Consider the following 26,177-nt stretch of genomic DNA (forward strand, 5'->3'; position numbering starts at 1 on the left):
CTGCGCGAAGACGCGCTTCGCGCTTTTGCCCCGGGCATGACGTCGGCGGATGAGGCTGATTACTTGATCAGCCCTTTTTCCTTGTAATAGCGGATCGCGCCGGGGTGCAGCGGAACCGGGCTGCCGCTGGCGGCGGTCTCGAGCTTGATCTCCTTGCCGGCGGCATGCGCGTTCACGAGTTCCGGCAGCGACTCGTAGACCAGCTTGGTCATCTGATAGGCGAGGTCGTCCGACACGGCTGAGCTCGTGACGAGATAGTTGATCACGGCCGCCGTCGGCACGTCCTTGTCCTGGCCGGCATAGGTGTTGGCCGGAATGATCGCGGAGACGAAGGGCGGGCCGATCTTGTCGACCGTCTCCTTCGGCACCGACACCACCGTGATCGGGCTCGAGGTCGACAGGTCCTTCAGCGAGGCGACGCCAAGGCCGGCCGATTGCAGCGTCGCGTTGAGCTGCCGGTTCTTCATGAGGTCGACGGATTCGGCGAACGGCAGATACTCGACCTTGCCGAGATCCTTGTAGCTCATGCCGGCCGCGGACAGGATGGCGCGCGAATTCAGCTCGGTGCCGGACTTCGGCGCGCCGACAGAGAGGCTCTTGCCCTTGAGGTCGGCCAGCGTCTTGATGCCGGACTCGGTGGTCGCGACGATCTGGATGTAGTTCGGATAGATCGCGCCGATGGTGCGCAGCTTGTCGAGCTTGGTCTTGAAGCCCGCTTCCTCCTCACCGTCCCAGGCCGCCTTCAGCGAATCGCCTAGCGTGAACGCCAGCTCGCCGCGGCCCTGCTGCAGCAGGATCAGATTCTCGACCGACGCCTTGGTGGCCTGCACCTGCGTCTTCACGTTCGGGATCTTGTCGCCGTAGATCTTTCCGATCGCGACCCCGAGCGGATAATAGACGCCGGAAGTGCCGCCGGTCAGCACGTTGATGAAGGATTGCGCCTGCGCGCAAGGTGCCGACGCCGCCAGAGCAAGAGCCGCGGCCGCGCCGAAAATGGTCCGTTTCATGGTTGTTGTTCTCCCCAAACCGGCCGCGAAATTGGCCGGATGACGCGAGCGGGTCAACCCATCCAAAAGATAAAGCTGGGCTGCGGTAAATGGCCGATCCGGCTCGATTTTTCGGGAACCGGCGGGTGCGGCGACATGGCGCAGCGGCCGCTGCGCGGCCCGAACGCGTCAGATTCGGGCGCGCGATCCCGGTCTCACTGGAACGTCATGTCCAGACACTTGGAGATGTCGGAGCCGAGGCCGGAGGAGATGGTGATGCAGCCGCGGATCTTCTGCGCGCCGACGTCGGCGGCCCACACCGAATAGCCGCCGGGACCGAAGAACGAATTGGTGTTCGGCGGCTCGGTCTCGGTCGCGTCGAAATCATACTTGCCGTCGGTCTCGAAGATGCGCGGCTTCTTGGTGCAGCCGCCGTCGGTCTGGACGTTGATGACTTCCTTGTTGTCGCGGGTCAGCGCCAGCGAAACCTGGCAGCGGAAATATTCCGAGGTCTTGGTATTGAAGAGATAGGTGTAGGACTTGCAGGTCGCCGTGTTCAGCTTGCCCGGGGCAAGGCCGCGGCTGCACGAAATGCGCTGGTTGTGGCTGAGCTGGTAGTCATCGGCCCGGGCGGCCGGCACCAGGGCCGTCAACGACAATGCAGCAGCCCAGCAAAGTTTAATCCCATGGCGCATCCGAATCATCCCTGCCAATAATTTTGTCGAGTTGCGTTCTAGACGGAAAGCGGAACATAGTCGCGAGGGGACGAAGGGAAAATCACAAACTGCTGGGCAAGACGTGATGTGCTGCGGCGCTTTCGCAAATTGACCCGGACATACCGTTCGTGATTTGTTCAAGCCCGGATGTCCCGACCGTGGGAGGATGGGAATGACGGCATTTTCAATCAAGCCATTTGCAATCGCAGTCGCACTCAGCACCTTTTCAGCGCCCGCATTGGCGCAAGCCCCGGCAACGCCGTGGGAGCTCAAGCCCGACACCGGCTACGCCTATGACAAGGAGGGCAAGACCTTTTCCTACAAGATGGGCACCAGCAATGCCGGCGAACTGCTGAAGGGCGCCAAGAAAGTGCCGAAGGGCACGCTGTTCTTCATCGGTCACAACGGCCAGCTCTACATGCGCAGCGGCCCGTATCTGGAAGGCGACGGCAAGTTCAAGTTCGGCCCGGATCAGTAAGGGCTGCGGCTCTCGCCACAAACGAAGCTGTCGTAGTGTGGGCAAAGGCGCCCTTGCGCCGTGCCCACCATCTCTCTCCATCGCAGAAGGTGCGTGGGCACGCTTCGCTTTGCCCAACCCTGCGGCAGGTCGCTACGGCAGCGGGTTGCTAAAATGCCGCCGCCAATTCCCTTGCGCCGGGCTTGCTGCTGTTCGCATCCATCCGATCGTCCGTCACCGCGAGCAGCTTCGCCACCGTGTTGTGGCGGATCGCGACCGGATTGCGCTCGTAGCCGCCGCGCTGGAAGAAGTTCGAGGTCGGCACCTGCTCGCGCATCGCCTGCGGCATCGTCACCATGTCGAGCCCGGTGCCGTCGCCGGTGAGGTTCATCATCTCGAGCTCGGCGGCGGTGAGCGGACGGGTGTAGCCCTTGGCGCGGGCGAACAGCACCGAGGTCAGCAGCTTGTGGGTCTGCAGCATCGGCCCGACATCGATGTCGAGCACCATCGCATGCATGGCCCAGCCCTGCGCGGTGTTGCCGATCTTCTCATGCTCCGACCAGGTGTCGGGCACCGCCTTGGCATGCGCGACCATCTTCTTCAGCACGACGAGCTTGTGCTCGAGCGACTGCCGCGCCGGTCCTGATGTCCGCGCCACCTTGTCGGAGAGCGCACGAATGAGTTCGTGGCCCTGCTCGGCCAGCAGCTCGACGCTGTTGGTGGTCAGGAGCTGGTTGTAGCCCATCGCGGTCGAGATCGCTCGCTTGCCGCCATGCTCGATTCCCGCCTGCACGTCGTGAGTGCCGGTGCCGCCGGTCTCGAACGAATAAACGCGCACGGCCTGCTCGCGCGTCAGCCCGGAGGCGAGCGCGTAGCGCGCATAGGCGCGCTTGAACTCGACCTCGCTTGTGGGTCGTTGCGGCATGAACTGGTAGAGCTCCTGCGCCGCGCGCAGGAAATCGGCGACGACGGGGATCGGCTTGCGAGGCGGCCGGTCCGGCGTTTCCTCCGGCTCCGGATTCACCGGCTTCTTCGGCCCGTTATAGAGCGGCGGATGCTCCAGCACGTAATCGTCGAGCGTCACCTGCTGCCCGCTGCGCCGCTTGGCGTTGCGGCCTTTGCGCTTCTCGGAGATCTGGCTCCAATAGGCGCCGGCCTCGGCGTCGAACGCCGCGCGCGCCGCCTGGTACTCCGCGAGCTTGCGGCGATATTCGAGCACGGCGGGCGAAGCGCCACCTTGCGCGAAAAACTGCGACAGCAGCTGGGCGTTGGCGTCGCGGACGGCGGGCGGCAGCGCGTCCGCCTCGCCGCCATGTGCGATGGGTGTGACCAGGACAAGCGCGAGTGGAACCAGCGCCAATGTGTTTCGAATCGATCGATGCATGCCGCCCTCTTAGCAGGCATCCGGTAACCGTCACGTTAACGCGCCGTTTACCATCACTTCCAGGCGAATACCGGCTGTTCCAGGTCGGTGACGCGGGTGTGCCGCCCCGCCAGCACCTCGCGGAACTGGTAGATCAGCGCCGCCGTCGGCGCGTGGATCAGGCTCATCTGGTGATGGAAGCGGATCACGCGGCGGGTGCTTTCGGGGATCGCGGTGAAGTCGAACGCGTCATCGCGCTCGATCGTGTCGAGCGCGATGCGATGGACGGAGGCGACCTCGTCCGGGTTCGGCGTGATCGCGACACGGCCCGCCGCCCACACCACGACCGGCGTGATCAGATAGCCGGAGCGGGTCGGATAATCGTCGAGCAGGCCGAGCACCGCGTCGGCCGAAAGTTTTAGCGCGAGCTCTTCATCCAGCTCGCGCAACGCCGCCTCGACCGGCGTCTCGCCGGCATCGCAGCGTCCGCCCGGCAGCGCCCACTGGCCGCGATGGGAGCGCAAGCTCGACGCACGCCTGGTGAGGAGGAAGGCGGTGTCGTCACCGTCGCTGGATTCGGTCAGCGCCAGCACCACCGCGGCGCGCTTCAGCGCCGACGGCTCGGCCTCGTCAGGCAGCCGTGCGAAGGACGCGCAGGCCGCTTCGATATTCCGTCTGGTGGCATCGCCGAAAGGTCTCATGAAGCTTGACTACACCAGGACCGCATCTGATGAAACGAGCAGAGACAGCGTTGCAGGGATGAACCTGAAGATGACGAGCAAGGCCGCCGCGAGGCTGAAATCAGAGGGCTGGAGCATCCTCGAGACCACCGGCTTCATGCACCTGGTCGGTCCCCTGTGGGAGCGCGAGGTCGACGGCCATTACGAGTTCGCGCTTGCCACCGAAGACAAGCACCACAACCGCCGCGGCATGGTCCAGGGCGGCGTCATGATGACCTTCGCCGACCGAACCTGCGGCATGACCGCCCGTTACGTCTCCGGCAAGGAGTTCATGGCGACGGTGCAGCTCGACACCCATTTCGTCGAAGCCGGCCAGATCGGCGACATCCTGATCTCCCGCCCCCGCGTGGTGCGCTCGACCCGCAGCCTGATCTTCATGAGCACGGAAGTGACGGTCGACGACCGCTGCATCGTGATGGCGAACGGCGTGTTCAAGATCCTGAAGGGGCCGGGGTAGCGCTCGCGCTGGCTCGCCCCCCGCCGCCTACCACGCACCGAGGCGCGCTTGTCCCGGACGACGAGAGGAGATTGGGCTTCTTTCCTCACACCGTCCTTGCGAGACGCCCTTGCGACGAAGCAATCCAGGCTGCTTCCGCGGACGCAGCTCTGGATTGCTTCGCTGCGCTCGCAATGACGAACGTAGCTGGCTATGCTGCCCTCAATCGAACGATCGAGGAAATCGCCCATGCAATACCGTCAGCTCGGCCGCTCCGGCCTGAAAGTGTCGCCGATCTGTCTGGGCTCCATGATGTTCGGCGGGCCCACCGATGAAGCCACATCGAAGCGGATCATCGCGAAAGCTCGCGATGCCGGCATCAACTTCATCGACACCGCAGACGCCTATTCGAAGGGCGCATCCGAGGAGGTCGTCGGCCGCGCCATCGCAGGCAACCGCCACGCCTGGGTGCTTGCCACCAAGCTCGCCAATCCCATGAACGCTGGGACGGGGGACGATCCCAACCGCGTCGGCCTGTCGCGGCGCTGGGTGCTGCAGGCCGCCGACGAAAGCTTGACGCGGCTCGGCACCGACCACATCGACATCTACTATTTGCACAAGGAAGACCATGCGACGCCGCTGGAGGAGACGGTGCGCGCGATGGGCGATTTGATCCGCGCCGGCAAGGTGCGCTATTTCGGCGTTTCCAACTACCGCGCCTGGCGCGTCGCAGAGATCTGCAACATCTGCGACCGGCTCGGCATCGACCGTCCCGCGGTGAGCCAGCCCTATTACAACGCGATGAACCGCATGCCCGAGGTTGAGCATTTTCCGGCCTGCTCCTATTACGGCCTCGGCATCGTGCCCTACAGCCCGCTGGCGCGCGGCGTGCTCACGGGCAAGTACAAGCCGGACGCCGCCCCCGACAAGGAGACACGCGCGGGACGCAACGACACCCGCATGATGCAGACCGAATGGCGGCCGGAATCGCTTCAGCTCGCACAGGAGATCAAGACTTACGCGGAGAGGCGGGGCATCACCGCCGGCCAATTCGCGGTTGCCTGGGTGCTCAACTCCGCCTTCGTCTCCTCGATCGTCGCGGGGCCGCGCACCGAGGAGCAGTGGGACGGCTACATCAGCGCGCTCGACTATCGCTTCACCGCCGATGACGAAGCATTGATCGACCGGCTCGTCGTTCCCGGCCATCCGTCGACGCCGGGCTACAACGACCCCGCCTACCCGATCGAAGGCCGCCGCGCGCGGACGGCGTGAACTTCGGAGAGGATCATGCTCCACGAAGACCGCTACGGCCTGCCGCTATCCACCGCATCCGATGCGGCTGCCTCCGCCTATCGCGAGGGCGTGGACCTCATGCTCGCGGGCTGGACCGGCATGGCGGAGACGCTGGAGCGCGCCATTGCGGCCGACCCGGATTTTGCGCTTCCCCATATCGCCCGCGCCCGCGTGCACGCCTTCTATCAGCAGGGCGATCTCGCACGTCAGAAGGCGGCGCTCGCGCGCGAGCTGGCCGCCAGGCGCGGCACGGAGCGCGAGCGCTCGCATGTCGAGACGCTGGCGCTGGCGATCGAGGGCCGGCTGCCGGAAGCGATCGCGGCGACGCTGAAGCATGTCGAGAGCTGGCCGCGCGATGCCCTGGTGCTGTCGCTGCCGCTCGGCGCCTTCGGCCTGTTCGCCTTCTCCGGCATGGCGGACCACGATCGCGCGCGGCATGAGCTGTGCGAGCGCGTCAAGCAGCATTACGGCGAGGACTGGTGGTTTCTCACCATGGCCGGCTGGGCGATGACCGAGAACGGCGACGTTGCGCGCGGCCGCAGCGTGACCGAGCGCGGCTTCAATCTGCGCCGGGCTAACGCCCATGCCGCGCATGCGGTGCTGCACGCGATGTTCGAGGACGGCTCGATCGACGCGGCCGACCGCCTCGTCGGCGAGTGGATTCCGACTTACGACCGCGCCGGAATCCTGCACGGCCACATTCGCTGGCACCAGGCGCTCGGCGCGCTCGAGCAGGACGATGCGGCCAGCGCGCTCGCGATCTATGCCGACGTGCTCCAGCCCACAGCCACGCAAGCGCCGCCGCTCAACGTCATCACCGATGCCGCCTCGCTGCTCTGGCGCCTGTCGGCCTACGGCCACACCGTACCAAAGGCGCTCTGGACCGAGGCCGACGCCACTGCGCAAAAACTGTTTCCGAAGTCGAGCCTGCCTTTCGCTGACGTCCACATGGCGCTGTTCGCGGCGGCCACGCAGAATCAGGAGGCGCTCGCTGCACGTCTTGCGGTGATCGAGCAGCGGCTCGCCGAGGGCAGGTTGCCGGCCGGCCCCGTGGTGCCGGCGATCTTCCGCGCGCTGGCGGCCTTTGCCGATGAGGACTACGCCTCATGCGTGCAAACGCTCGCGCCAGTCCTCACGGAGGTCGTGCGGATCGGCGGCAGCCACGCCCAGCGCGAGCTGGTCGAGGACACCTACATCGTCGCGCTCATGCGCAGCGGCGAGCTGCCGCGCGCCCGCGCCGTGCTGGACGCCCGCCTGCACCGCCGCCCCTCGCTTCGCGATGCACGCTGGCAGGCGGCGATGGGCTAGCTCTGCCACGAAAAAAACACCGGCCTGACGGCAAGTGCCGGCCGGGACGGGTTGGGCGATTGCGGCGAATCGCCGTCGGGGGTGGCGCGGTGGTATTCCAGAACGGTCTTGCAGAACAAACGGGATCGCAACCAATTTGCGGTCCGATCGTTATGGTGCGGACCTTTTCCGCCGCCACGGCCCTCCGGCACACGAGCCCGACGATGCGCCTTCGCCGACCGGTCCTCTTCGCCATGGCCATGGTCTTGACCATGCCCTTGGCAAGTCCTTGTTTTGCCGAGACTTCCGAACCGATCCCAGTCAACAATCCGCCGGCGCAGCAGAATGCCCTCATCGACCTCCTGGCGCTGATGTCGGGCCATTGCAAGACGCTCAAGGTCGCCGGCCGCGCCTTTGCCTGCAAGACGGTGGCCTACGCCCATGGCGACAAGGGCCGGGTCAATTTCGCGGTCGCAGTCGACGATCCCTCCGACGACAGCCACGTGGTGTCGTTCTCCGGCGAGAACGGCAAGCGCGCCGACGACAATTCCTACGAGCTGCCGATCGACCGCATGCTGCTCAACTCCAAGGACCGTCCCAAGGTCGATGGCCTGCCGGTGCCGGCCGAGCAGACCTCCACCGGCCTCTGCCGCCAGACCGGCAATTTCGCCGCCAGGAAGGTGACCGATGTCACCTGCTCGGCGACTGACAACGAAGGCCGTCGATATGAACTGCTGTTCGTCTCCGACGGTACGCCGGTGAGCGTTCGCCGCATCCGGCAGTCCTCGCCGTCGATCCAGGATCCGTTCAAGTAGCGGCACCTCGTCTCGGCTTGCGTGGTAGCGCAACCGTCACGCAACGCTCCGTTGAAACTCCAGGCGAGGCGGTTATGCTCGCGCCAGCGTTCTCATCGCGGAGACGCGATCGCAGTGGGGGCGGGCCGACGGTCCAGCAACGCGCGTATGATCACCGGGCTGGTGCGCATCCTGATCGTCTGCCTGCTTGCAAGCTTGTCGCGCGACTGCATCGCGGCCGAGGGCAAGCGGCAGCGTTCGATCCTGGTTCTTGAAGAAGCCGATTTTCGCTCGCCGTTTTATTCCGAGATCTTTGCCGGCATCCGCGCCGCTGCGAAGCAGAGCGGCACGGCTGACACGGTGATCTACGGCGAGAGCCTCGATCTCAGCCGCTTCCCGGGACCCGGCTATGAAGAGAGCGTGGTCGGCCACCTCAGGACCAAATATGCACAGCGGCCGATCGACGTCATCGTTTCAATTGGCGTCACATCGGCGAAATTCCTTCAAAAGCGCAAGCAGGAGATTTGGCCGACCGCGCCAGTCGTCTACGGCTTCGTGCCTGATCTGCCCGAAACGCGCGCGCTGTTTCTGCCCGATACCACCGCCGTCTTCGCCCGCGTGACGCCAGCACATTTGCTGAATGCTGCGCGCGCCATCGTCCCCGACCTGACCCGCGTCGTCCTCGTGGGCGATGCCTGGAAGAATCCGCTGGTGTATGGACATTGGAAGCAGGACTTCGCGGCCATGATGCCGGGCCTCGAAGTCACAGATCTCTCCGATGCCGTGCTGCGCGACGTCCGCAAGCAAGTCGCTTCGCTGCCCGACCGTTCCGCGATCCTGACCTCCGCGATGTATTCCGACGGCGAAGGCACCTATTATTCCCCGGCGTCGGCGCTCGCGCTCGTCGCCGAGACTGCGAACCGTCCGATCGTCATCACGTCCGACACATTCCTCGGGCGATCGGGCGTCGGCGGCTTCCTGCTGATGCCGGAGATCATCGGACGGGAAGCCGGCGAAGTCGCCATGCGGATACTCGACGGCGAAGCGCCGTCGAACATCGTCCCCTTCGACGGGGACAACGTGAAACCGATCTTCGACTGGCGCCAGCTGAAGCGCTGGAACGTGAACGAGGCCAATCTGCCCCCAGGCAGCGAGGTACGTTTCCGTGAACCGACCTTCTGGGGGCAGTATCACTGGCACGTCACCATCGTTGCGAGCATCGTTCTGCTACAGGCGATGATGATCGCGATTCTGCTGCGCGAGCGCCACCTGCGCTTCGTGGCCGAGGTCGAAGCGCGGCAGCGCATGTCGGAGCTCGCCCACTTGAATCGCCGCGCCACCGTCGGCGAGATGTCTGCCTCGCTCGCCCACGAGCTGAACCAGCCGCTCGCCGCCATCATGATCAATGCCGAGTCGGCCCAGCAGATATTGCGGAATCCGGCTCCCGACCTCGGCGAGATCGAGGACATATTGGCCCACATTCGCCGAGACGATCAGCGGGCCGCCGAAATCATCAGCCGGCTGCGTGCGTTTCTGAAACGAGACCCGACCGTACGGCACGAACTCGACCTCAATGCGATGGTCGGCGAGGTGTTTCGCTTCCTCTCCGTGCAGGCCTTGACGCACGATGTCGAACTCGTGACGGAACCCTCGCCCGCGGATATCCGCGTCAAGGGCGACAAGGTTCAGCTCCAGCAGGCCATTCTGAATCTGGCCATGAACGGCATCGATGCGGTGGCCCATCTACCGAACAAGCGGCGCCGCGTGGTCGGCCGAACCGGTCTCGCCGAGGGCAATCTGGCCCTCGTCTCCGTCGCCGATGCCGGTGACGGCATCCTCGCAGAGAGGGTGACGGAGATATTCAAGCCGTTCTTCACGACCAAGGCGCAAGGCATGGGCATCGGCCTGTCGATCGCCCATACCATCGTCGAAGCGCATGGCGGGCGGATCTGGGCCGAGAACGCGCCCTCAGGCGGCGCCGTCTTTCACGTCGCCCTGCCGCTGGCGGCGCCATAGCCGCGATCGCAGGCACCAGCGCCGCCGAACCGGCATCACGCGAACGCCTTTTCCAGCGTCGCGAAGATCACCGCGAGCGACTTGTCGTGCCGCGTCACCGGCGGCACCGGGCGGTCGATCTTCATGAGCTGATAGACCGCCATCTGTGCTGCCCGCACCGAATATTCGACGGTGAACACGACGTCGTCGGGGATTTCGACGAACTGGCTGACGAAAGCGAGGTTGACCGAATTCTTCGGCACCGGCAGCGGCCGATCAGTCAGGTTACGCGGCATGAACATGCTGGTGATATAGGGCATGCGGCAGGGAACGCAGATCGCGTCGTCGAGCACGCTCGCATCGAAGTTCAGGTGGCCGCACAGCTCCTTCAAAATATCCGCGCCGCCGCAATCGGACATCGGCTTGCCGACGAAATTGCCGACGCGGTCGGGATGCAGCGCATAGCCCCAGAACACCTGCACGTTCTTCGGCTGGCCTGCGAAATGCGGCTGGTGATACAGCACGACCGACATCAGCCAGTTGGAATCCTTGAACGTCACGAGGCCGCCGGTGCCGGCCCTGTTGCCGGAGAACGCCTCCATCCGGTCGAAGAACTGCGGATCGCGGCAGGTGACAGTGAAGGACAGCCAATAGGATTCGGGGATCGACGAGTTGAAGGCGGCGGGATTGCCGAACTCGGGACGGCCTTGCGCGATCGTCTCCCACAGCGCCCAGCCCTGGCTCTCCTTCTTGGTGAGGCGCGACGGCGGCTCGGTCATCGAGCCCAGGCTCGAGGCGTCCGTCATCGAGCCGTTCTGGAAGAACACGAGATCGCCGTCCTCGAGCCGGACATTGGCGATGCGGCCGTCGCGGTCGAGCACGAGCTGGCGCACGCGCAAGCGTCCGCCTTCGCTCTCGATCGCCATGTCGGTGACGCGCGTGCCGCGCACGAATTGCACGCCCTGGCGCTTCAGCCAGTCGGCGAGCGGCCGCACGATCGCATCATACTGATTGTAGACGGTGCGCTTGACGCCGGCGAGCGTCTCGATGCGCGGAAACTCGTTCATGAAGCGATGCAGGTAGCGCTTCAGCTCGACCGCACTGTGCCAGGGCTGGAAGGCGAAGGTGGTCTGCCACATGTACCAGAAATTGGACTCGAAGAATTTCGGCGAGAGCCAGTCGGTGATGCGGCTGTTGCCGAGCGTCTCCTCCGAGGCCTCAGTCAGCCTCAGCAGTTCCAGCCGGTCGCGCGCGGAGAAGCCCATATGCGAGACGTCGACCTTGAAGCGGTTGCGGTCGACCAGCCGCGCCTGCGAATGCGCGGGATTCTCCAGGTTGAACGCGATGGTCTCCTCGCGCACGCTGAGGCCGGGACGCTCGAGCGAGGGAATGCTGGAGAGCAGATCCCAGGTGCATTCGTAGTGGTCGGTGGTCAGCATGCGGCCGCCGCGCAGCGAATAGGCGCCGTTCGCGAGCTGCGCGCCGTCGAGACTGCCGCCGACCAGCGGCTGCGCCTCGTAGATCACGATGTCACGCCCCGCCTGTTGCGCGTCGCGGATCAGGAACGCCGCGCCCGCGAGCGATCCAATGCCACCGCCGATGAAATACGCCTTCATGACTTGCCTCGATTGCCACACGAATTTGTCGTGGGCGACATTGCATGCGGAGGCAGCGGCCGAAGTTGCGCTGGATCAAGCGCGGCGGAAGCAGCGTTCAAGAGGACGTGAGCGCGCTCGCGGGGAGAGCCGAAACATTCGCCTTCTTCGCATAGATGTGCTCGATCTCGTCCGCGAAGCGGCGCTCGAGCGCGGGCCGCTTGTTCTTCAGCGTCGGCGTCAGCAGGCCCGCCGCAATGGTCCACGGATCCAGCGTCCACCACACCGCGCGCGGTGCGGCGTAGGACGGGTAGGCCTTCACGGCCGCGGCGATCCGCGCCAGCAGCGCCGCCCGTTCCGCCGCGCCGCCTTGCTGGCCGCGCGCCGCCAGCCTTTCCTTCTCCTCGACCCAGGCCTTGGCATTCAGCACCACGAGCGCGGCGAGGAACGGCCGCTGCTCGCCAACCACCAGCGCCTGCTCGAACAAGGGATCGGCGAGGATCGCGGTCTCCAGATCGACCGGCGCGACCTTCTCGCCGGTGGAGGTGACCAGGATGTCCTTGATGCGACCGGTGATGGTGATGCGCCCGTTCTCGATGCGGGCCTGGTCGCCGGTATGCAGCCAGCCATCGGCGTCCTTGACGCGGCGCGTCTCCTCGTCCTTGTGCCAGTAGCCGAGCATGACGCTCGGACCGCGCACCAGCAATTCGTCGTTCTCGCCGAGCCTGACCTCGACGCCGTCGAGGACATGGCCGACCGAATGCGGATCGTTATCCTCGACGGTATTCACGGAGACCACCGGCGAGGTCTCCGTCATGCCGTAGCCCTGGAGGACGTCGAGCCCGAGCGCGAGAAACAGGCGAATGACGGGCGCCGCGATCGGCGCGCCACCGGACACCGCGACGCGCAGGCGACCGCCGAGCTGCGCCAGCACCTTGTCGGCGACAAGCCGCTTCAGCAGCGGCCAGGCCAGCCGGTCCAGCAGCGACGGCATGGCGTGCTGCTGCCGCGCGTCGAAGCGCCGCCCGCCGACGGCGACGGTGAGATCGAGCAGCGCGCGCTCGATCCAGCCCGCGGATGCCCGATGCTGCATGATCAGCGCGTAGATGCGCTCGTAGATCCGGGGCACCGAGACCAGCACCGTCGGCCGCACATGCTTCAGATCCTCCGCCAGTTGCGGCACCGAGCGGGCATAGGCGACGCAGGCGCCGGCCGCGATCGGGTAGTAATAGCCGCCGGTGCGCTCGAAAGTGTGCGAGAGCGGCAGAAAGGACAGGAAGACGTCGTGCGGCTCGGCTTCGATGCGGCGCGCGATCGCTTTCACATTGGCGACGACGTTGCCATGCGACAGCATCACGCCCTTGGGCCGCCCCGTGGTACCCGAGGTGTAGACGATGGCGGCGAGATCGTGCGGTTCGATCGCGACATCGGCCAGCGGCGCGCTCGCCCCCGGGGCTTGCGCGAGCCAATGGTCGAGCCCGACGATCCGCGCGTTCGGCGTGATGAGCCCGCTTGCATCCGCGCAGACGACGCGCTTGAGATGGTCGAGCGGCTGGCCGGTCGCCACGATCGCCTGCCAGCGCTCCAGGGTATCGACGAACAAGAGCAGTGCGCCGGAATCGACGAGGACGTAGGCGATGCTGTCGGGGTTGTCGACGGCGTGCATCGGCACCGGGACGAGGCCGCGCGACAGCGCCGCCTGGTCCATCGCGATATGCGCCGTGCCGTTCGGCATCAGGATCGCGACGCGCTCGCCGGGCGCGAAATTCTCCGCGGCCAGCGCCCGCCGCCACAGCTCGAATTCGGCATCGATCTCCCGCCAGGACTGGCTGAGCCAGCGCTTGGCACCGGCGTCGAAATGGCGATAGGCCTCCGCCGCCGGCGTCGCCTTGATTCGCCAGCGCAGGAGCTCCGGCAGCGTCTTGATGTCGGCAAGACCGTCTGGTTGACTCGCCTGTCCCGGCATGGCGTTCTCTCGCATCTCGTCGATTCCCAACCATTTGGTGCCTCGACCCTAGGCCGGCCAGTCCTTGCCGCTTTGATCCTCAGCAAGGCGGCCATGCTTTGGAGCGACCCATGACGCGCGACCGCCTGTTTCTGCTGCGGCCCGGTTTCGAGGACCCGGCCTTTCCGGGGCGACTGTTCTATTGCTGGCATTGTGCGCTGATCGAGGGCGTGCTGGCCTCGTTTCCGCAGCTTGCCGCAAAGCTCGAGGTCGAGCGCATCGCGTGGCCGCGCCCGCGGCAGCCGGTGATCGCGCTTCTTGGCAAGGAGAACCAATCGCTGCCGCTGCTGGTATTGGCCGACGGCGCGACATCGCCGCACCAGACCGGCAGCCATCAGGGCCGCGCCTTCATCGCCGACAAGGACGCGATCCTCGCCGCACTTTCCGAACGCCACGGCTTTCCCGATCCGCATCCGTGAGGCGCATCCGCCAGCCGGCATGACCGCTCTCGTGTCCCGTCGCAAAACGAGGGAAGATCGGCATTGCGCGCCGTCCCCATCCCCGCATATTCGCTTCCACGACCCGCGCGAAAGATCCGATCATGCCCCACGCCCTCCCCGCTCTCATCGTCATCGACGTCCAGCGCGCGTTCGACGAATGGGAGGCCGCGGGGAAACGGCGCAACAATCCGGATGCGGTGGCGCGGATCGCCGATCTGCTGCAGGCGTTCAGAACCCGCGGCGCGCCGATCTTTCATATCCGCCATGAAGGCACCAAGCCGAGCTCGTCGTTCCTGCCTCAAAGCTCAGGCTATGCCGTCAAGGACGAGGCGCGCGAGCAGCCCGGCGAGACCGTCATCGTCAAGCGCGTCAACAGCGCCTTCATCGGCACGGATCTGGAGACACGCCTGCGCGCGGCCGGCATCGGCACGCTCGTGATCTGCGGCGCCACCACCAATCATTGCGTCGAGACGACGACGCGGATGGCCGGCAATCTCGGCTTCGACGCGCACCTCGTGCGCGATGCGACATGGACGTTCGACCGCATCGGGCCCGACGGCGACGTGCACGCGGCCGAGGAGATCCATGCGATGACGCTGTCGAACCTCAACGGCGAGTTCGCCCGCATCGTGACAACGCGTGACGTGATCGGGTCATTCGCGGCCAAGTGATGGCAGCAATGTGATCGACGCGATAATGCGACAATAAATCTCACGACGCGCGTTCAAGGGTGCGAATCAAGCACCGCGCACTGCGTCGTTTCGACGCCCGCACTGTCCTGGAACGCAGCCGACGCCCATCTGTTGTCTCACGACATTCAACTGGAGTGATGACATGAAATATCTCATTGTCGCGATGGCGGTCGGAGCTGCGGCGCTTGCCGGCGGATCGGCGGCGAACGCGGCCGGCAGTTCGAGCGCTAAGCAGAGCGCGCAGGGCGGCCAATCGACCGACATTAGCGCGCAGCACCGGCACCACGGCCATCACCATCATTGGCGCCGTCATCACCACCATCACGGCTACTACCGTCCGCACTACCGCAGCTATGGCTACTACCCGCGGCATCACGGCTATTACGGCGGCGGGCCGTATGGATATTACGGTGGCGGCGGCCCGGGCGTGACGTTCAGCTTCGGCGGCGGACGCTGGTGAGACATGAGGCCCGCAAGTGTGCGGGCCTCTTTTCATTTCCGCAGGATCATCCCCGCCGTCTCCGCCCCGCTCGCCAGTGCCGCTTCCACCGTGCCCATGTCGCGGCCGCGATAGAGCGCTTCACCGGAGAACAACACCAGGCCGTCGGCGCCCGCCAGAATCGCCTGCGCCTCGCGCGTCCGCGGTGTCGCCCAGGAATAGGCGCCGCGGGCGAAGGGATCATGCGCCCAGTTGGTCGCCGCCGCCGCCACCAGCTCGCGCGCAAGGTCCGCGCGCGGCAGCTTGAAGATGCCGGCGAGTGAATCGAGCCCGGCCTCGATCAATTCCTGCGCATCGAGCCTGTCCAGCTCCCTTGTGCGCGGGCCGCCGAACCAGCCGGTGAGCACGGCATGCTCGCTCGGATATTGTGTCCACCACACCGGGATCTTCTGTTCGGACAACAGGAAGGTCATGCCTGCGAGTTCACGGTGCCGCTCGCGCCACCATGGCCGCGCGAAGCGCAGCAGGATCTTGATGACATTGCCGAATCCGATGTCATCAATGGCGGCAAGCCTCGTACGCGCGCTCGCCGGCAGCGCCATCTCGCGCAGCAAAGGCAGCGGCACGGTGAGGATCACGCTGTCACAGCCATGTCGATCGCCGCCGGCGCAGCGAACAGCAATCGCGCCGCGCTCCTCCTCGATCGCCGACACCACGCAGCCGAGATGGATGGTGACGCCAAGCCTGCGGCAGTCCACCGCGAGAAAGTCGATCAGCGCGCCATAGCCGCGATCGATGCGCGCCTGCGGCGCGTGCCCGCCATCCATCCATTCCTCGCGCAGCGCCAGCGTCGAGGCGCGCTCGGGGTCGGCCGCGTCATAGCCCTCGACCATCCGCTCGATCGAATGGCGCATCGGCGCATACTCATCCCCGGAAAAATGCCAGCGCAGGAAATCGGCGACGGAGAGATCGTCCTGCAAATCCCTCAGCGCGGCTTGAAGCTCCGCCTCGTGGGGATCGTCACGCGCCTCGCGCGAGAGCCTCGTTCCGTCAAAGCTCCACTGCTCGCCTTCGATCTCCTGAAGCGACAGCCCGGCCTCGCGCAGCAATCCGCGCGTGACCGGCGCCTCGCCATGGACGAATTCGGCGCCGCCCGCGGCGGGATAGCCGAACTCCTCAGCCGGCAACGGATGGATGCGGCCGCCGCAGCGCCCGCGCGCCTCCAGCACCGTCACCTTCCGGCCGGCACGCGCCAGCTCGCGCGCCGCCATCAGTCCTGCCGCGCCGGCGCCGACGATGACGATATGCTGTGACGTCTCGGACATGGCCGGCTTTACCGGATCACGCCTGGCGGGTCGTTCTTGATCAGATAGCGCAGCAGCAGCACACCGCCGCCGAGCTCCCGCGTGCTCTCCAGCGTCATTGCCGCGATCGGCGCGCGCTTGTCGCTGTCCGCCTCCGTCGAGGAGAACACGAAGGGCGCACCCGTGGCGCCATCGATCGCGGGACTGAGGATCAGGTTGAACTCGTCGATCAGGCCGGCCCGCAGGAATGCGCCATTGGCGACGCCGCCGCCCTCCACCAGCAGGCGCTTCACGCCGAGCTCGCGGTGGAGAATGTCCAGCGCCAGCGCCAAGTCGATCTCGGACTTGCCGGCAAAGACATAGGACACGCCCTCGCCGCGGAGCCCTGCGAGATGCGAATCCGGAACGCTCTCGGTCAGCACCACGACGATCGGGTCGCCGCCGATGTCCGAGCGGCCCCAGCCGATCTTGCCCTGCGCATCGAGCACGATTCCATAGGTTTTCGCGTCGCGCCGCGCGAACCAGTTTTCGCGCGGCAGCTTCTCCTTCGTCGCGGGATAGGGCTGGCCCTTGGCGAACTCCGATCCCGTGACGCGGCCGATCACCCAGGCATCGCCGCCGAGCTCCTCATGGATCTTCTCGAACCAGTCGGTGCCCGCCCCTTTCGGACGCCAGCGGCTGGGATGCGTGCGGCCGTCGAGGCTGGAATGCATCAGGCAGATGACGTAGGGCTTCATGCAATTCTCCGGAAATGCGCTTCACACCGCCGCATCGCTCTTCTCATCGCCTCTCGCGCGATCCCTGGCAATCGCCGCCAGCGGATTGAGCTTTGGCGGTGCGACCAGCTGCAGCGTGTTGGTGTCGTGATGATTGAACGGCGCGCCGCGCACGAACAACTCGGTCTGGATCAGATAGGTCCAACTGCCGTCGTCGTTGAAGGTGATGTCGCAGCGGTAGGAATCGGTGCGGAACGCCTGCTCCAGGAAATCGGTCGAGCAGATCCCGTAGGCGGTGTCGCCGCGCTTGGCAGTGACCGAGATCGTCTTGTCGCCGGGGCCGGCCTTGCCCGAGGCCAGCAGCACCTGCCCGCGCGGAATCGCCAGCGTCTGCATGATCAGCCCGGTCGCGGGCTCCCACAGCCAGTAGCCGACCTGATCGTGGAAGGTGATGTCTTCCTCGGGCGTGTTGATGTGGATGTGGTAGCGCAGCCCGTAGAGGAGCTGCGGGCCGTTGGCCTGCGGATCGATCGGATCCATGCGGATGCGCTCGATGAAGGTCCGCCGCTCGGGTCCCTCCGCCTTCGGATTGACGTCGATGCCCTTGTCCGCCTGCCAACGGCCGGCGAGGCGGCGCAGCGGGCCGAGATTGGCAAGGCCGTCCGGCGAGACGTCCTCGGGCTCGGTGAAGATGTCGGCGGGAATGGGGAGCATGGCGGCCTCGCGGGAAATTGCAGAGGCAGCCATAGCACGGCGGCGCGAACCTGGCGCGTGCTCAGGCCTCACAATCGCGAATGGACACCGGCGTTGCGCGCGGAGCGATTGTCGGGCTTTCTGGAAAGATCGTGCGTTGCTGGTCGCGGTAACGTCCTCGGAGGACAGGCGGGTCGGCCCACATCGGCCGAAGCGGAGTCGAACCTGTTCGATTCGACTCCGCCGCCAGAACGCTTAGTGGCGATGGTCGCGCAAATCGGGCTGATTGCGGTGGTCGCGGACGATGGTCTGATTGCGATGGTCGCGCACGACGGGCGGATCGCGATGATCGCGCACGATCGTTAGCGCGCTTGCGGGGGTCACCGCGCCCGCCAGGGTGATCGCTGCGAAAGCCACGAGGATGAAATTGCGCATGAGTCTTTTCCTTTGCCTGGTGGATCACTGCGAACCACCTGACGCAAAGCTAGATCGACCCGCGAGGAAGTTATGTGTCACGCCTCACGCGCGGACGATCGATGCGCTGGCGGCGGCGTCATCCGATCGGATGAGCTCAGCCCCTTAAATCACCGACCTGCCGGCGTCAGCGACGAGCCGTCAAGCCGCCTCGGACACCGACTTCGCGCGCTGCTCGAGCACACCGATCGTGGAGACGAGATTGTCGCGCCGCGCGCGGAGGTTGGCGGCTAGCAGCGGATAGGTCGGCTGCTGCACGTCGAACACCCCGGCTCTGGCTTCTTCCTCGAGAATGTCGGTATTCAAGAGCCGAACGCGCCACCACAAATCGGCGATCAGCGCATCGAGCCGGAGCTCGCCGGCAGTACCAGAACGGGACATGTCTTGCATCGCTTGCCTCAACCTGAAACGGGCCTCGCCGCCGAGGCCTGACTTTGATCATGACTGAGCAAGCGGAGTGCCAGGGCCGGACCGCCACGCCCGGCAGGCGTGGGGAACTCGCAACAATGCGCCTCCCGGGGTGATCCAGCGGCTGTCCGCGGTCGTTGTCTATCCGAGAGGTCGCTTGTCGAGGCGCTATGATCGCTGCTATCCCGGCTTTGAAGATGCCGATCCGGGCTGAGGCCGGTTTACCCCGGAGGGTGCCGGCGCGGCTGTCGATTGGTGCGAGCAAAGGGCCAAAGGCAAAGGTGGATTGGGCTGATTTGATCGGACGGGTCGCCGCTGACGGCGACCGGGAGGCTTTCAAGCGGCTGTTCGAGCATTTCGCGCCCCGCATCAAGGGGCTGATGCTGAAAGCCGGTTGCAGCTCCGACGAGGCAGAAGAGATCGCTCAAAGCACCCTGATCGCCGTGTGGCGGAAGGCGCATCAGTTCGATCCTGCGACCGCGGGAGCGCCGGCCTGGATCTTCACGATCGCGCGCAATCTACGGATCGATTTGTTCCGCCGCAGGGCGCGGATAGACCGTTTGCAAGCCGGTTCCGAGCTGCCGGACGAGCCGGATCAAGCCGAGCCGGCCGATATCCTGATTTCGCGCGGGCAGGATGCGGCGCGGATCGCGTCGGCCATCCAGCAGCTCTCGGCGGAGCAATCCATGGTGGTGAGGCTGTCCTTCATCGAGGAGAGGCCGCATCCCGAAATCGCGAGCGCGCTCGGGATTCCGCTTGGGACGGTCAAATCCCGGATCAGGCTGGCGATGAACCGGTTGCGAGACATTTTGGACGAAGAAGCATGACGATCAGCCATCATCCGCCGGAAGATCTTCTGGCCGATTTCGCGGCCGGCAAGCTCGAAGAAGCCCATCATTTGGTCGTCGGTGTGCATGTGTCCGGCTGCGCGCGCTGCGCCCGTTTCGTGCAGGCCGTCGAGCAGCTCGCGGGGGCGGCGCTCGAGGAGGTCGAGCCAGCAGCGATCGCACCGGATGCGTTCGATCGCGTGATGTCACGAATTCACGAGGCTCCGAAGCAGATAGCCGCGCCTCCGCTGGCGTCGGCCACCGATGACGATGTTCCACCGGCCTTGCGCAAATATCGCATCGGCAAGCGTCGGCGGGTCGCGCCCGGTCTCAGCCTGCGGCCGATCGAGCTCTCCGGTTCGGGCACGGCGCGCGCCTTCCTGCTTCGGTCAGCGCCGGGCTCGCGGATGCTCGAGCATACCCACACCGGCACCGAGCTGACGCTCGTGCTCGAGGGCAGCTTCAGCCATGAGGGCGGACGCTTCGGTCCTGGTGATTTCGACTATGGCGACGACGAGGTCGATCACCGTCCCATCGTCGGTGACGAAGGTCCTTGCCTCTGCCTGGTCGCGATGACCGGCGACTTGCGCATGAACGGTTTCCTCGGCCGGTTGATCGGGCCCTTCGTGCGGCTCTGAACTGCTGCTCCCTTTACCGTCAGGTGATCCGGGCCCGCGCTCGGAGCGTTTCGTAAGGAAACGCAAGGGAGAGACAGGACATGACCTGTTCGGGCCTGGCCAATCGGGCGCAGAGCGAGATGTTGCCCGGACTGCTGGGACGCGTCTCGGCAGGCGAGACACGCGCCTTCGCAGAGCTTCATACGATGACCCGCGGCAGGCTGCGCAGGATTGCGCTGGCCGTCGGGACGGCGCCGCACGATGCGGACGACATCCTGCAGGAAAGTTTCCTGAAGATCTGGCGCAATGCGGCTCGGTTCGATCCCGGTCGGGCGTCGGCCATGACCTGGATGGCTGCAATCGTCCGTCACACCGCGATTGACCATCTGCGGACAAGGCGGCAGCCCAGTGTCGAACTGGACAAGGCGCTCGCGGTCCCCGCAACGGCCGGGCTGTCACCAACCGAGCACTTCGACTACGCCAGCGCCGAACCCATTGCGCTGGGCGCATTGGCCCGCTTGCCGGAAGATCGCCGCAGGCTGGTCGCACTGGCCTATCTCGAAGGCGAGAGCCGCGCGAGCCTGTCTCAACGCTTCGGCGTGCCGGTGGGCACGATCAAGACCTGGCTGCACCGAACCATCTTGTCGGTGCGCAAGGATTGCCTCAGCGCATCGGCTGCGGCTTGAAGCCGGCGAGAACGTGGGCATGGACGCAGAGATTATTGAATTTCCCGAGCGTGGGCGCGAGAACCGGCTTGTCTCCTCGACGGCAAGGCTCGAAGCGATCGTGAGAGAAGTCGAAAGTGTCGTCGCGCACGAGCCTGCGGCCGGTGTCGATCGGCTGCTCGCAATCATGGAGCGCATGGGCGATCAACTGGTCGAACTCGCGAGCCTCTTGCTCGACGAGCCGACAAAGATCCAGGCTCACGAGACCTTCAAATCCTTGTCCGACAAGATCGCGGAAACCAGAGAGGCGTTCGAGCTGCTCGAAGGTCGGAAGCAGTCGGACACGACGGCCCCCTGATGCAAGGTCATGCGGTCGCGCCGACTCAGTGCGCCAGCTTCTGCGCGACAAGAAATCCGATCCAGGCACTGAGGCCGGCGAGACAGGATCCCCAGCACACGTCAGCGAGGGTCAGTCCGGTCGACCAGTTGCGCAGCGTCGCCTGGTTGGTCAGATCGTAGGTCGCATAGGTGAAGCAGCCAAGTAGCAGGCCGGATGTGAAAGCGCGCAGCGCGCCGCCGTCCTGCTGCGCCGGCAGCACGGCAAACCAGATCAATCCGAGGGGATACAACACATAGAACGCGGCCGCGGCCGGCAGGCTGGGCTGAGCCCGCAACATATCACCCAGCACGGGTCGATACAGTCTTTCGACCATGATCGTCAGCCAGATCATGTCGACGGCAACGAAGGTCACGGCCACAGCCAGGTAGGTCAAGAACAGATTCATGTCGCGCGTCTCGTCGCCCTGCAGCCGGCTGATCGGCCGCCCGTCAGATTAACGCTCCACAATCCGTTGCGGATCACATCCGCCACGCATTCGGTTTGCCGACCCAGCTGGCCGGCATCGCGGCGGCCTCGACACTGTTCATCGCGAAGCCTGCCGCGGCGGCCATGGAAAGAAGGCGCTCGTGCGCGCCTGATATCGGCGATAGCGCTCGCCGCGCGATCGCAGCATCTGCTCTTCAAGCGGCGGGATGCCCGTCACGTGGACCAGGATCCAGTACATGATCGCCGGCGCCGCCAGGCTGGCCCAGCCCCATGCATATCCCGGCGACAGCGCCATGACCGGATAGGCCAGCCACCCCAGCCATTCGAAGAAATAGTTCGGGTGACGCGACCAGTTCCATAGGCCGACATCGCAGACCTGTCCCTTGCTTGAGGGGTCGCGTTTGAAGAGCCGCAGCTGCCGGTCCGCCATGGCCTCGCCGACGACGGCAATCAGGACGATGACGATGCCGATGTAGTCCTGCAGCCGCAGCCCCGGCGCCGGAGCGTGCGCCGCGAGGAACACGGCGAAGGGGAGCGGCAGCGAGACCAGCGCCTGTGATTGCAGGAAGAAGAACATCCGGCGCGGAGCATCCGCTCCCCATTCGCGCGCATAGTTCGCATATCTGGGATCGTCGATCCCGGCTGCGGAGCGGCGCGCAATGTGCGTGCCCAGCCTTACCGACCAGAGCAGCACAAGCCCGGCAACGAGCGCCTGGCGGCCCGGCAAGGAGCCGGCAAGCGGCCACAGGGCACCTGCTGCACCGACGAGACCGCACGAATAGGACCAGATCGCGTCGACCCAGCCGGAATTGCCCGTGCGCTGCTGGACGACCCAGGCCAGTCCCATCAAGAGACAGAAGCCCAGCGCCATGCAGCCGATCGCCTGAATATACGGAAGGATCATGTCCTCACCCAAATTGACCCTGTCGATACGTCATGTCCGGGCTGCGGTTTCACCCCCGGCGCCAGGCTCGGGCGAGTGATCCGCGACCTCCCGCCGAACGTTTCCTGAGGGTTGCTTGGAGGGCCGTAGCTGACGGTACCGCAGTGGGGGCGAAATAGAATGCGTTTGGCCGTGATCGGGACGGGAATTGCCGGCAATGCCGCCGCGTGGCTCCTGTCGAAACGTTACGCAGTCACCGTTTACGAGCGCGAGCTGCAGCCGGGTGGGCATAGCCACACCGTTCGCGTCGACTATGACGGTGAGCCCATCGATGTCGATGTCGGCTTCATCGTGTTCAACGAGACCAACTACCCGCAACTGACGTCGCTGTTCTCACATCTCGGCGTGAAGACCGTCGAGACTTGCATGAGCTTCGCCCTGTCCGCCGACCACGGCCGCTTCGAATGGCGCGGTGGCGGCGAGACCGCCCTGCAGACGGTCTGCGGCCTGTTCGCGCAACCCCGCAACCTCGCATCCCCGTCATATTTCCGCATGCTGGCCGAGGTCGCGCGGTTCAACAAGCAGAGCGTGGCCGATCTGCGCGCCGGCCGGCTGCATGGCCTGACCCTCGGCGAATATCTGCGCCGGCAATCGTTCGGGCCGCGCCTGTTCTCCGACTATCTCGGTCCGATGGGGGCGGCGATCTGGTCGTCTTCGTCCGACGACATCCTGTCGTTCCCGGCGGAGAACTTCGTCGCCTTCTTCGACAATCACCGTCTCCTGCATCTCGATCGACCGCGCTGGCGCACGGTCGAGGGCGGCAGCCGGCGCTATGTCGACAAGCTGACCACTTCGTTCAAGCACAATATTCGGCTAGGCTGCGCGGTGACATCGATCGACCGGACGGGGCATGGCGTGACCGTCCGCGACAGTCATGGCGGTATAGAAACTTACGATGCGGTGGTGATGGCTTGTCACAGCGACCAGGCCTTGGCGACGTTGTCGGACGCCGACGCCACGGAGCGTTCCATCCTTGGCGCCATCAGATATGCTCCGAACACCATTTATCTGCACCGCGATCCCAGTCTCATGCCCCGGCGGCGTCAGGCGTGGGCCTCCTGGAACTTCCTGCGCTGGCCGCGGCAAACGCCTGCCCCGAACGACGTCGCGGTGACCTATTGGATGAACCGGCTGCAGGGGATCGACGAGCGCAGACCCTTGTTCGTCAGCCTCAACCCTCCCTTCGAGCCGGCGGCCGACCTCACGTTCGGACAATTCACCTTCGCCCATCCGCAATACGACATGGCTGCGTTCGCGGCGCAGCGAAAGCTGCCCGCGATTCAAGGACGCCGTCGAACCTGGTTCTGCGGCGCCTGGACCGGCTACGGCTTTCACGAGGATGGCCTGCAGGCCGGCATTTCCGTTGCCGAGGCACTCGGCGTCGAACTTCCTTGGCGTCAACCGGATCCGGCCCTGGCCGAGGCTGCCGAGTAAGGCGATGGTCCGAACCACACCAGCCGAAACTGAGACTGCGACAGCGCCCGCCGCGCTCTATTGGGGAAAGGTGATGCACGCGCGCTGGCGCCCCGTGCAGCACAGGTTCACCTATCGCGTGATGAGTCTGCTGATCGATCTCGACCGGCTGGGCGAAGCGGATCGCCAATCCCGGCTGTTCGGCGTCAACCGAGCGGCCCTCTTCAGCTTTCACGAGCGCGACCACGGCGACGGCAGCGGCGCAGGCCTCAGCGAACACGCCCGACAGCTCGCGGCCGACCACGGCATCGACCTGTCCGGGGGCCGCGTTCTCCTGCTCTGCTATCCCAGGGTCTTCGGTTACGTGTTCAATCCGCTCTCGGTCTACTTCTGCTATGGCGCGTCCGGCACTGTTGCGCTGATGATCTACGAAGTCCGCAACACCTTTGGCGAGATGCACTCCTACGTCCTGCCAGTGCAACAGGACAGCGCGGGCCCGGCCATCCGCCAAAACCAGGCGAAGGCATTCTACGTTTCACCCTTCATGGAGATGGAAACGTATTACCGTTTCAGCGTTTCTCCACCCCAGCAGGATGTGAAAGTCAGGATCCTGCAGAGCGGCGCGCAGGGCGCGATGTTTGCGGCAGCATTTTGTGGGCGACGCCGCGCCCTGACGAGCCGCTCCCTGCTGGCGGCGCTCTTTGGAATGCCTTTCCTGACCTTGAAGGTCATCGCAGCCATTCACTGGGAAGCGATGCGGCTCTGGCTGAAAGGCGTTCCGTACGTGCCTCGTTTGAAACAACGCGAGATCTGAACCATGGACCTGGCAGCCAGCCATCCCGCCGTTCAATTTGATGGCGTCCCGTTCTTCGCCCGCGTGGCTCTGCGCCTTGCATCACAGCTTCGCTGTGGCACCCTTCATGTGCGTCTCCCCGACCAGAGGATGGTGACGTTGCGCGGGCAGCTGCAGGGTCCGTCGGCCACGATCGAGCTGAAGAACTACAGGTTCGCGCGCAGCCTCGTCATCGGTGGCGACATCGGCATGGCCGAGGCCTACATCCGGGGCGACTGGACCACGCCCGATCTCGCTCAGCTTCTCTACGTGTTCTGTCTCAACGAGGAGCTGGTCGACAGCGCATTCGCCGGGAATATGCTGGTTCGCCTCTGCCGGCGAGCGCTCCATCGCCTGCGCCGCAACACCAAGGAAGGATCGCGGCACAACATCCACCAGCATTACGATCTCGGAAACGAGTTCTTCTCTGCATGGCTCGATTCCAGCATGACCTACTCGTCGGCGCTGTTCTCGTCCGAGACGACCGATCTCCCTGCTGCGCAACATCACAAATACGAACAGCTGGCAAAGGCGATCGAATTGCAGCCCGGTCAGAGCGTGCTCGAGATCGGATGCGGTTGGGGTGGCTTTGCCGAATTCGCCGCCAAGACTTACGGCGCCAGGGTTTTGGCCCTCACCATCAGCAAGGAGCAGCATGATTTTGCCCGCCGCCGGATCCACAAGGCCGGGCTCGCCGAGAAGGTCGAGATCCGCTTGCAGGATTACCGCGACCAGGAGGGCCGCTTCGACCGCATCGCCTCCATCGAGATGATCGAAGCCGTCGGCGAGCAATTCTGGCCTGCCTATTTCAATCAGCTGAAGCAGCGGCTGAAGCCCGGCGGACTTGCCGGCATCCAGGCCATCACGGTTCACGACGAGCTCTTCGGCAGCTATCGGCAGCGGGTCGACTTCATCCAGAGATACATTTTCCCGGGCGGCATGCTGCCTTCGGCCGCCATTCTGCGGACGCTCGGCGAACGTTTCGAAATGCCCATCGTTCGCGAGCGCATGTTCGGGCAGGACTACGCCAGGACGATCTCACTCTGGCGCGATAGCTTCAGCCGGGCCTGGATCGACTTGACCTCACTGGGATTCGACGAGCCCTTCCGCCGGATGTGGGAATATTATCTGTGCTACTGCGAGGCAGGCTTCCGGGCAGGGAAGATCGACGTCGGGCACTTCGTGTTTGCACGGCGGGGGTAAGGGGGAATCGTGCGCCCG

At 65.2% G+C, this 26,177-nt stretch carries 29 protein-coding genes; 16 read left to right on the plus strand and 13 right to left on the minus strand.

What is annotated here, in order from left to right; genetic code table 11:
* Positions 1-59: 59 nt before the first annotated feature.
* Positions 60-1,007, minus strand: a complete 948-nt coding sequence (locus ML401_RS32430) for a TAXI family TRAP transporter solute-binding subunit (RefSeq protein ID WP_194404640.1) — start codon at positions 1,005-1,007, stop codon at positions 60-62.
* A 194-nt stretch (positions 1,008-1,201) separates the two neighbouring features.
* Entirely contained in the window at positions 1,202-1,681 is a 480-nt protein-coding gene (locus tag ML401_RS32435; protein ID WP_212067768.1) for a hypothetical protein, read from the minus strand.
* 193 nt (positions 1,682-1,874) lie between these two features.
* Here ML401_RS32435 and ML401_RS32440 point away from each other — a divergent pair, with 193 nt between their 5' ends.
* Positions 1,875-2,180 (plus strand): hypothetical protein, encoded by a 306-nt coding sequence (locus ML401_RS32440; protein WP_211415728.1) that lies wholly within the window; start codon positions 1,875-1,877, stop codon positions 2,178-2,180.
* A 148-nt stretch (positions 2,181-2,328) separates the two neighbouring features.
* On the opposite strand, the gene ML401_RS32445 is transcribed toward ML401_RS32440, so the two are convergent.
* Entirely contained in the window at positions 2,329-3,543 is a 1,215-nt protein-coding gene (locus ML401_RS32445) for a hypothetical protein (RefSeq protein ID WP_285808094.1), read from the minus strand.
* Between the two features lie 53 nt (positions 3,544-3,596).
* Entirely contained in the window at positions 3,597-4,223 is a 627-nt protein-coding gene (locus ML401_RS32450; RefSeq protein ID WP_211415726.1) for a CoA pyrophosphatase, read from the minus strand.
* Between the two features lie 70 nt (positions 4,224-4,293).
* On the opposite strand from ML401_RS32450, the gene ML401_RS32455 reads away from it, so the two are divergent.
* The 5 genes from ML401_RS32455 (at position 4,294) to ML401_RS32475 (ending at position 10,088) form a co-directional block, all read left to right on the plus strand.
* Entirely contained in the window at positions 4,294-4,719 is a 426-nt protein-coding gene (locus ML401_RS32455) for a PaaI family thioesterase (protein WP_211415725.1), read from the plus strand.
* A 228-nt stretch (positions 4,720-4,947) separates the two neighbouring features.
* Entirely contained in the window at positions 4,948-5,970 is a 1,023-nt protein-coding gene (locus tag ML401_RS32460) for an aldo/keto reductase (RefSeq protein WP_285808098.1), read from the plus strand.
* A 15-nt stretch (positions 5,971-5,985) separates the two neighbouring features.
* Positions 5,986-7,299, plus strand: coding sequence for a tetratricopeptide repeat protein (locus ML401_RS32465; RefSeq protein ID WP_285808100.1), 1,314 nt, complete (start codon positions 5,986-5,988; stop codon positions 7,297-7,299).
* 203 nt (positions 7,300-7,502) lie between these two features.
* Complete coding sequence (locus ML401_RS32470; RefSeq protein ID WP_212067765.1) at positions 7,503-8,093, plus strand: hypothetical protein; 591 nt, start codon at positions 7,503-7,505, stop codon at positions 8,091-8,093.
* Positions 8,094-8,240: 147 nt separating this feature from the next.
* Positions 8,241-10,088, plus strand: a complete 1,848-nt coding sequence (locus ML401_RS32475) for an ATP-binding protein (protein WP_285808103.1) — start codon at positions 8,241-8,243, stop codon at positions 10,086-10,088.
* A gap of 35 nt (positions 10,089-10,123) precedes the next feature.
* Here the strand turns inward: ML401_RS32475 and ML401_RS32480 are convergent, their stop codons facing one another.
* Positions 10,124-11,683, minus strand: a complete 1,560-nt coding sequence (locus ML401_RS32480) for an oleate hydratase (RefSeq protein ID WP_285808104.1) — start codon at positions 11,681-11,683, stop codon at positions 10,124-10,126.
* A 97-nt stretch (positions 11,684-11,780) separates the two neighbouring features.
* Positions 11,781-13,643, minus strand: a complete 1,863-nt coding sequence (locus tag ML401_RS32485) for a long-chain fatty acid--CoA ligase (RefSeq protein ID WP_285808106.1) — start codon at positions 13,641-13,643, stop codon at positions 11,781-11,783.
* Positions 13,644-13,738: 95 nt separating this feature from the next.
* On the opposite strand from ML401_RS32485, the gene ML401_RS32490 reads away from it, so the two are divergent.
* The 3 genes from ML401_RS32490 (at position 13,739) to ML401_RS32500 (ending at position 15,259) form a co-directional block, all read left to right on the plus strand.
* Entirely contained in the window at positions 13,739-14,086 is a 348-nt protein-coding gene (locus ML401_RS32490) for a DUF3088 domain-containing protein (protein ID WP_285808108.1), read from the plus strand.
* A gap of 122 nt (positions 14,087-14,208) precedes the next feature.
* On the plus strand, positions 14,209-14,778 hold the full coding sequence (locus ML401_RS32495; protein ID WP_285808110.1) for a cysteine hydrolase family protein: 570 nt from the start codon (positions 14,209-14,211) through the stop codon (positions 14,776-14,778).
* Between the two features lie 163 nt (positions 14,779-14,941).
* The gene (locus ML401_RS32500; protein ID WP_211415716.1) at positions 14,942-15,259 is read left to right on the plus strand and encodes a hypothetical protein; all 318 of its coding nucleotides are present in this window, start codon (positions 14,942-14,944) and stop codon (positions 15,257-15,259) included.
* Positions 15,260-15,291: 32 nt separating this feature from the next.
* Here the strand turns inward: ML401_RS32500 and ML401_RS32505 are convergent, their stop codons facing one another.
* From ML401_RS32505 to ML401_RS32525, 5 genes are all read right to left on the minus strand, one after another.
* Entirely contained in the window at positions 15,292-16,563 is a 1,272-nt protein-coding gene (locus ML401_RS32505; RefSeq protein WP_285808112.1) for an NAD(P)/FAD-dependent oxidoreductase, read from the minus strand.
* A gap of 8 nt (positions 16,564-16,571) precedes the next feature.
* Entirely contained in the window at positions 16,572-17,279 is a 708-nt protein-coding gene (locus tag ML401_RS32510; protein ID WP_212067761.1) for a dihydrofolate reductase family protein, read from the minus strand.
* 21 nt (positions 17,280-17,300) lie between these two features.
* Positions 17,301-17,972, minus strand: a complete 672-nt coding sequence (locus ML401_RS32515; RefSeq protein WP_211415713.1) for an FABP family protein — start codon at positions 17,970-17,972, stop codon at positions 17,301-17,303.
* A gap of 234 nt (positions 17,973-18,206) precedes the next feature.
* On the minus strand, positions 18,207-18,386 hold the full coding sequence (locus tag ML401_RS32520; RefSeq protein WP_212067760.1) for a hypothetical protein: 180 nt from the start codon (positions 18,384-18,386) through the stop codon (positions 18,207-18,209).
* Positions 18,387-18,566: 180 nt separating this feature from the next.
* Entirely contained in the window at positions 18,567-18,815 is a 249-nt protein-coding gene (locus tag ML401_RS32525; RefSeq protein ID WP_194404658.1) for a hypothetical protein, read from the minus strand.
* A gap of 299 nt (positions 18,816-19,114) precedes the next feature.
* Between ML401_RS32525 and ML401_RS32530 the strand changes: the two genes are divergently transcribed.
* From ML401_RS32530 to ML401_RS32545, 4 genes are all read left to right on the plus strand, one after another.
* Positions 19,115-19,660, plus strand: a complete 546-nt coding sequence (locus ML401_RS32530) for a sigma-70 family RNA polymerase sigma factor (protein ID WP_211416590.1) — start codon at positions 19,115-19,117, stop codon at positions 19,658-19,660.
* Complete coding sequence (locus tag ML401_RS32535) at positions 19,657-20,298, plus strand: ChrR family anti-sigma-E factor (RefSeq protein ID WP_285808118.1); 642 nt, start codon at positions 19,657-19,659, stop codon at positions 20,296-20,298. Before ML401_RS32530 ends, ML401_RS32535 begins: the two co-directional genes overlap by 4 nt.
* A 119-nt stretch (positions 20,299-20,417) precedes the next feature.
* Positions 20,418-20,963, plus strand: a complete 546-nt coding sequence (locus ML401_RS32540) for an RNA polymerase sigma factor (RefSeq protein ID WP_259218671.1) — start codon at positions 20,418-20,420, stop codon at positions 20,961-20,963.
* Between the two features lie 19 nt (positions 20,964-20,982).
* Positions 20,983-21,300 (plus strand): hypothetical protein, encoded by a 318-nt coding sequence (locus ML401_RS32545; protein WP_285808119.1) that lies wholly within the window; start codon positions 20,983-20,985, stop codon positions 21,298-21,300.
* A gap of 25 nt (positions 21,301-21,325) precedes the next feature.
* Here the strand turns inward: ML401_RS32545 and ML401_RS32550 are convergent, their stop codons facing one another.
* Together ML401_RS32550 and ML401_RS32555 are read right to left on the minus strand one after the other, a co-directional pair.
* On the minus strand, positions 21,326-21,727 hold the full coding sequence (locus ML401_RS32550) for a DUF2177 family protein (RefSeq protein WP_285808120.1): 402 nt from the start codon (positions 21,725-21,727) through the stop codon (positions 21,326-21,328).
* A 138-nt stretch (positions 21,728-21,865) separates the two neighbouring features.
* Positions 21,866-22,672: a DUF1295 domain-containing protein gene (locus ML401_RS32555; protein WP_259217803.1), complete on the minus strand. Its 807-nt coding sequence runs from the start codon at positions 22,670-22,672 to the stop codon at positions 21,866-21,868.
* A gap of 159 nt (positions 22,673-22,831) precedes the next feature.
* Here ML401_RS32555 and ML401_RS32560 point away from each other — a divergent pair, with 159 nt between their 5' ends.
* The 3 genes from ML401_RS32560 to ML401_RS32570 are packed head-to-tail and all read left to right on the plus strand — an operon-like array spanning position 22,832 to position 26,159.
* The gene (locus tag ML401_RS32560; protein ID WP_285808121.1) at positions 22,832-24,145 is read left to right on the plus strand and encodes an NAD(P)/FAD-dependent oxidoreductase; all 1,314 of its coding nucleotides are present in this window, start codon (positions 22,832-22,834) and stop codon (positions 24,143-24,145) included.
* Between the two features lie 4 nt (positions 24,146-24,149).
* Positions 24,150-24,938: a DUF1365 domain-containing protein gene (locus tag ML401_RS32565; RefSeq protein WP_285808122.1), complete on the plus strand. Its 789-nt coding sequence runs from the start codon at positions 24,150-24,152 to the stop codon at positions 24,936-24,938.
* A 3-nt stretch (positions 24,939-24,941) separates the two neighbouring features.
* Positions 24,942-26,159 carry a cyclopropane-fatty-acyl-phospholipid synthase family protein gene (locus ML401_RS32570; RefSeq protein WP_285808123.1) on the plus strand — a complete coding sequence of 406 codons (1,218 nt, stop codon included), beginning with the start codon at positions 24,942-24,944 and terminating at the stop codon, positions 26,157-26,159.
* The last annotated feature ends 18 nt before the right edge of the window (positions 26,160-26,177 follow it).

The sequence above is a fragment of the Bradyrhizobium sp. 62B genome (assembly GCF_030272265.2).
Classification (GTDB): domain Bacteria; phylum Pseudomonadota; class Alphaproteobacteria; order Rhizobiales; family Xanthobacteraceae; genus Bradyrhizobium.

What these genes read in the sequence shown, in the direction of transcription:
- ML401_RS32430 (WP_194404640.1), bottom strand. Translation starts at nt 1,007, where the DNA reads ATGAAACGGACCATTTTCGGCGCGGCCGCGGCTCTTGCTCTGGCGGCG.
- ML401_RS32435 (WP_212067768.1), bottom strand. Translation starts at nt 1,681, where the DNA reads ATGCGCCATGGGATTAAACTTTGCTGGGCTGCTGCATTGTCGTTGACG.
- ML401_RS32440 (WP_211415728.1), top strand. Translation starts at nt 1,875, where the DNA reads ATGACGGCATTTTCAATCAAGCCATTTGCAATCGCAGTCGCACTCAGC.
- ML401_RS32445 (WP_285808094.1), bottom strand. Translation starts at nt 3,543, where the DNA reads ATGCATCGATCGATTCGAAACACATTGGCGCTGGTTCCACTCGCGCTT.
- ML401_RS32450 (WP_211415726.1), bottom strand. Translation starts at nt 4,223, where the DNA reads ATGAGACCTTTCGGCGATGCCACCAGACGGAATATCGAAGCGGCCTGC.
- ML401_RS32455 (WP_211415725.1), top strand. Translation starts at nt 4,294, where the DNA reads ATGACGAGCAAGGCCGCCGCGAGGCTGAAATCAGAGGGCTGGAGCATC.
- ML401_RS32460 (WP_285808098.1), top strand. Translation starts at nt 4,948, where the DNA reads ATGCAATACCGTCAGCTCGGCCGCTCCGGCCTGAAAGTGTCGCCGATC.
- ML401_RS32465 (WP_285808100.1), top strand. Translation starts at nt 5,986, where the DNA reads ATGCTCCACGAAGACCGCTACGGCCTGCCGCTATCCACCGCATCCGAT.
- ML401_RS32470 (WP_212067765.1), top strand. Translation starts at nt 7,503, where the DNA reads ATGCGCCTTCGCCGACCGGTCCTCTTCGCCATGGCCATGGTCTTGACC.
- ML401_RS32475 (WP_285808103.1), top strand. Translation starts at nt 8,241, where the DNA reads ATGATCACCGGGCTGGTGCGCATCCTGATCGTCTGCCTGCTTGCAAGC.
- ML401_RS32480 (WP_285808104.1), bottom strand. Translation starts at nt 11,683, where the DNA reads ATGAAGGCGTATTTCATCGGCGGTGGCATTGGATCGCTCGCGGGCGCG.
- ML401_RS32485 (WP_285808106.1), bottom strand. Translation starts at nt 13,643, where the DNA reads ATGCGAGAGAACGCCATGCCGGGACAGGCGAGTCAACCAGACGGTCTT.
- ML401_RS32490 (WP_285808108.1), top strand. Translation starts at nt 13,739, where the DNA reads ATGACGCGCGACCGCCTGTTTCTGCTGCGGCCCGGTTTCGAGGACCCG.
- ML401_RS32495 (WP_285808110.1), top strand. Translation starts at nt 14,209, where the DNA reads ATGCCCCACGCCCTCCCCGCTCTCATCGTCATCGACGTCCAGCGCGCG.
- ML401_RS32500 (WP_211415716.1), top strand. Translation starts at nt 14,942, where the DNA reads ATGAAATATCTCATTGTCGCGATGGCGGTCGGAGCTGCGGCGCTTGCC.
- ML401_RS32505 (WP_285808112.1), bottom strand. Translation starts at nt 16,563, where the DNA reads ATGTCCGAGACGTCACAGCATATCGTCATCGTCGGCGCCGGCGCGGCA.
- ML401_RS32510 (WP_212067761.1), bottom strand. Translation starts at nt 17,279, where the DNA reads ATGAAGCCCTACGTCATCTGCCTGATGCATTCCAGCCTCGACGGCCGC.
- ML401_RS32515 (WP_211415713.1), bottom strand. Translation starts at nt 17,972, where the DNA reads ATGCTCCCCATTCCCGCCGACATCTTCACCGAGCCCGAGGACGTCTCG.
- ML401_RS32520 (WP_212067760.1), bottom strand. Translation starts at nt 18,386, where the DNA reads ATGCGCAATTTCATCCTCGTGGCTTTCGCAGCGATCACCCTGGCGGGC.
- ML401_RS32525 (WP_194404658.1), bottom strand. Translation starts at nt 18,815, where the DNA reads ATGCAAGACATGTCCCGTTCTGGTACTGCCGGCGAGCTCCGGCTCGAT.
- ML401_RS32535 (WP_285808118.1), top strand. Translation starts at nt 19,657, where the DNA reads ATGACGATCAGCCATCATCCGCCGGAAGATCTTCTGGCCGATTTCGCG.
- ML401_RS32540 (WP_259218671.1), top strand. Translation starts at nt 20,418, where the DNA reads ATGTTGCCCGGACTGCTGGGACGCGTCTCGGCAGGCGAGACACGCGCC.
- ML401_RS32545 (WP_285808119.1), top strand. Translation starts at nt 20,983, where the DNA reads ATGGACGCAGAGATTATTGAATTTCCCGAGCGTGGGCGCGAGAACCGG.
- ML401_RS32550 (WP_285808120.1), bottom strand. Translation starts at nt 21,727, where the DNA reads ATGAATCTGTTCTTGACCTACCTGGCTGTGGCCGTGACCTTCGTTGCC.
- ML401_RS32555 (WP_259217803.1), bottom strand. Translation starts at nt 22,672, where the DNA reads ATGATCCTTCCGTATATTCAGGCGATCGGCTGCATGGCGCTGGGCTTC.
- ML401_RS32560 (WP_285808121.1), top strand. Translation starts at nt 22,832, where the DNA reads ATGCGTTTGGCCGTGATCGGGACGGGAATTGCCGGCAATGCCGCCGCG.
- ML401_RS32565 (WP_285808122.1), top strand. Translation starts at nt 24,150, where the DNA reads ATGGTCCGAACCACACCAGCCGAAACTGAGACTGCGACAGCGCCCGCC.
- ML401_RS32570 (WP_285808123.1), top strand. Translation starts at nt 24,942, where the DNA reads ATGGACCTGGCAGCCAGCCATCCCGCCGTTCAATTTGATGGCGTCCCG.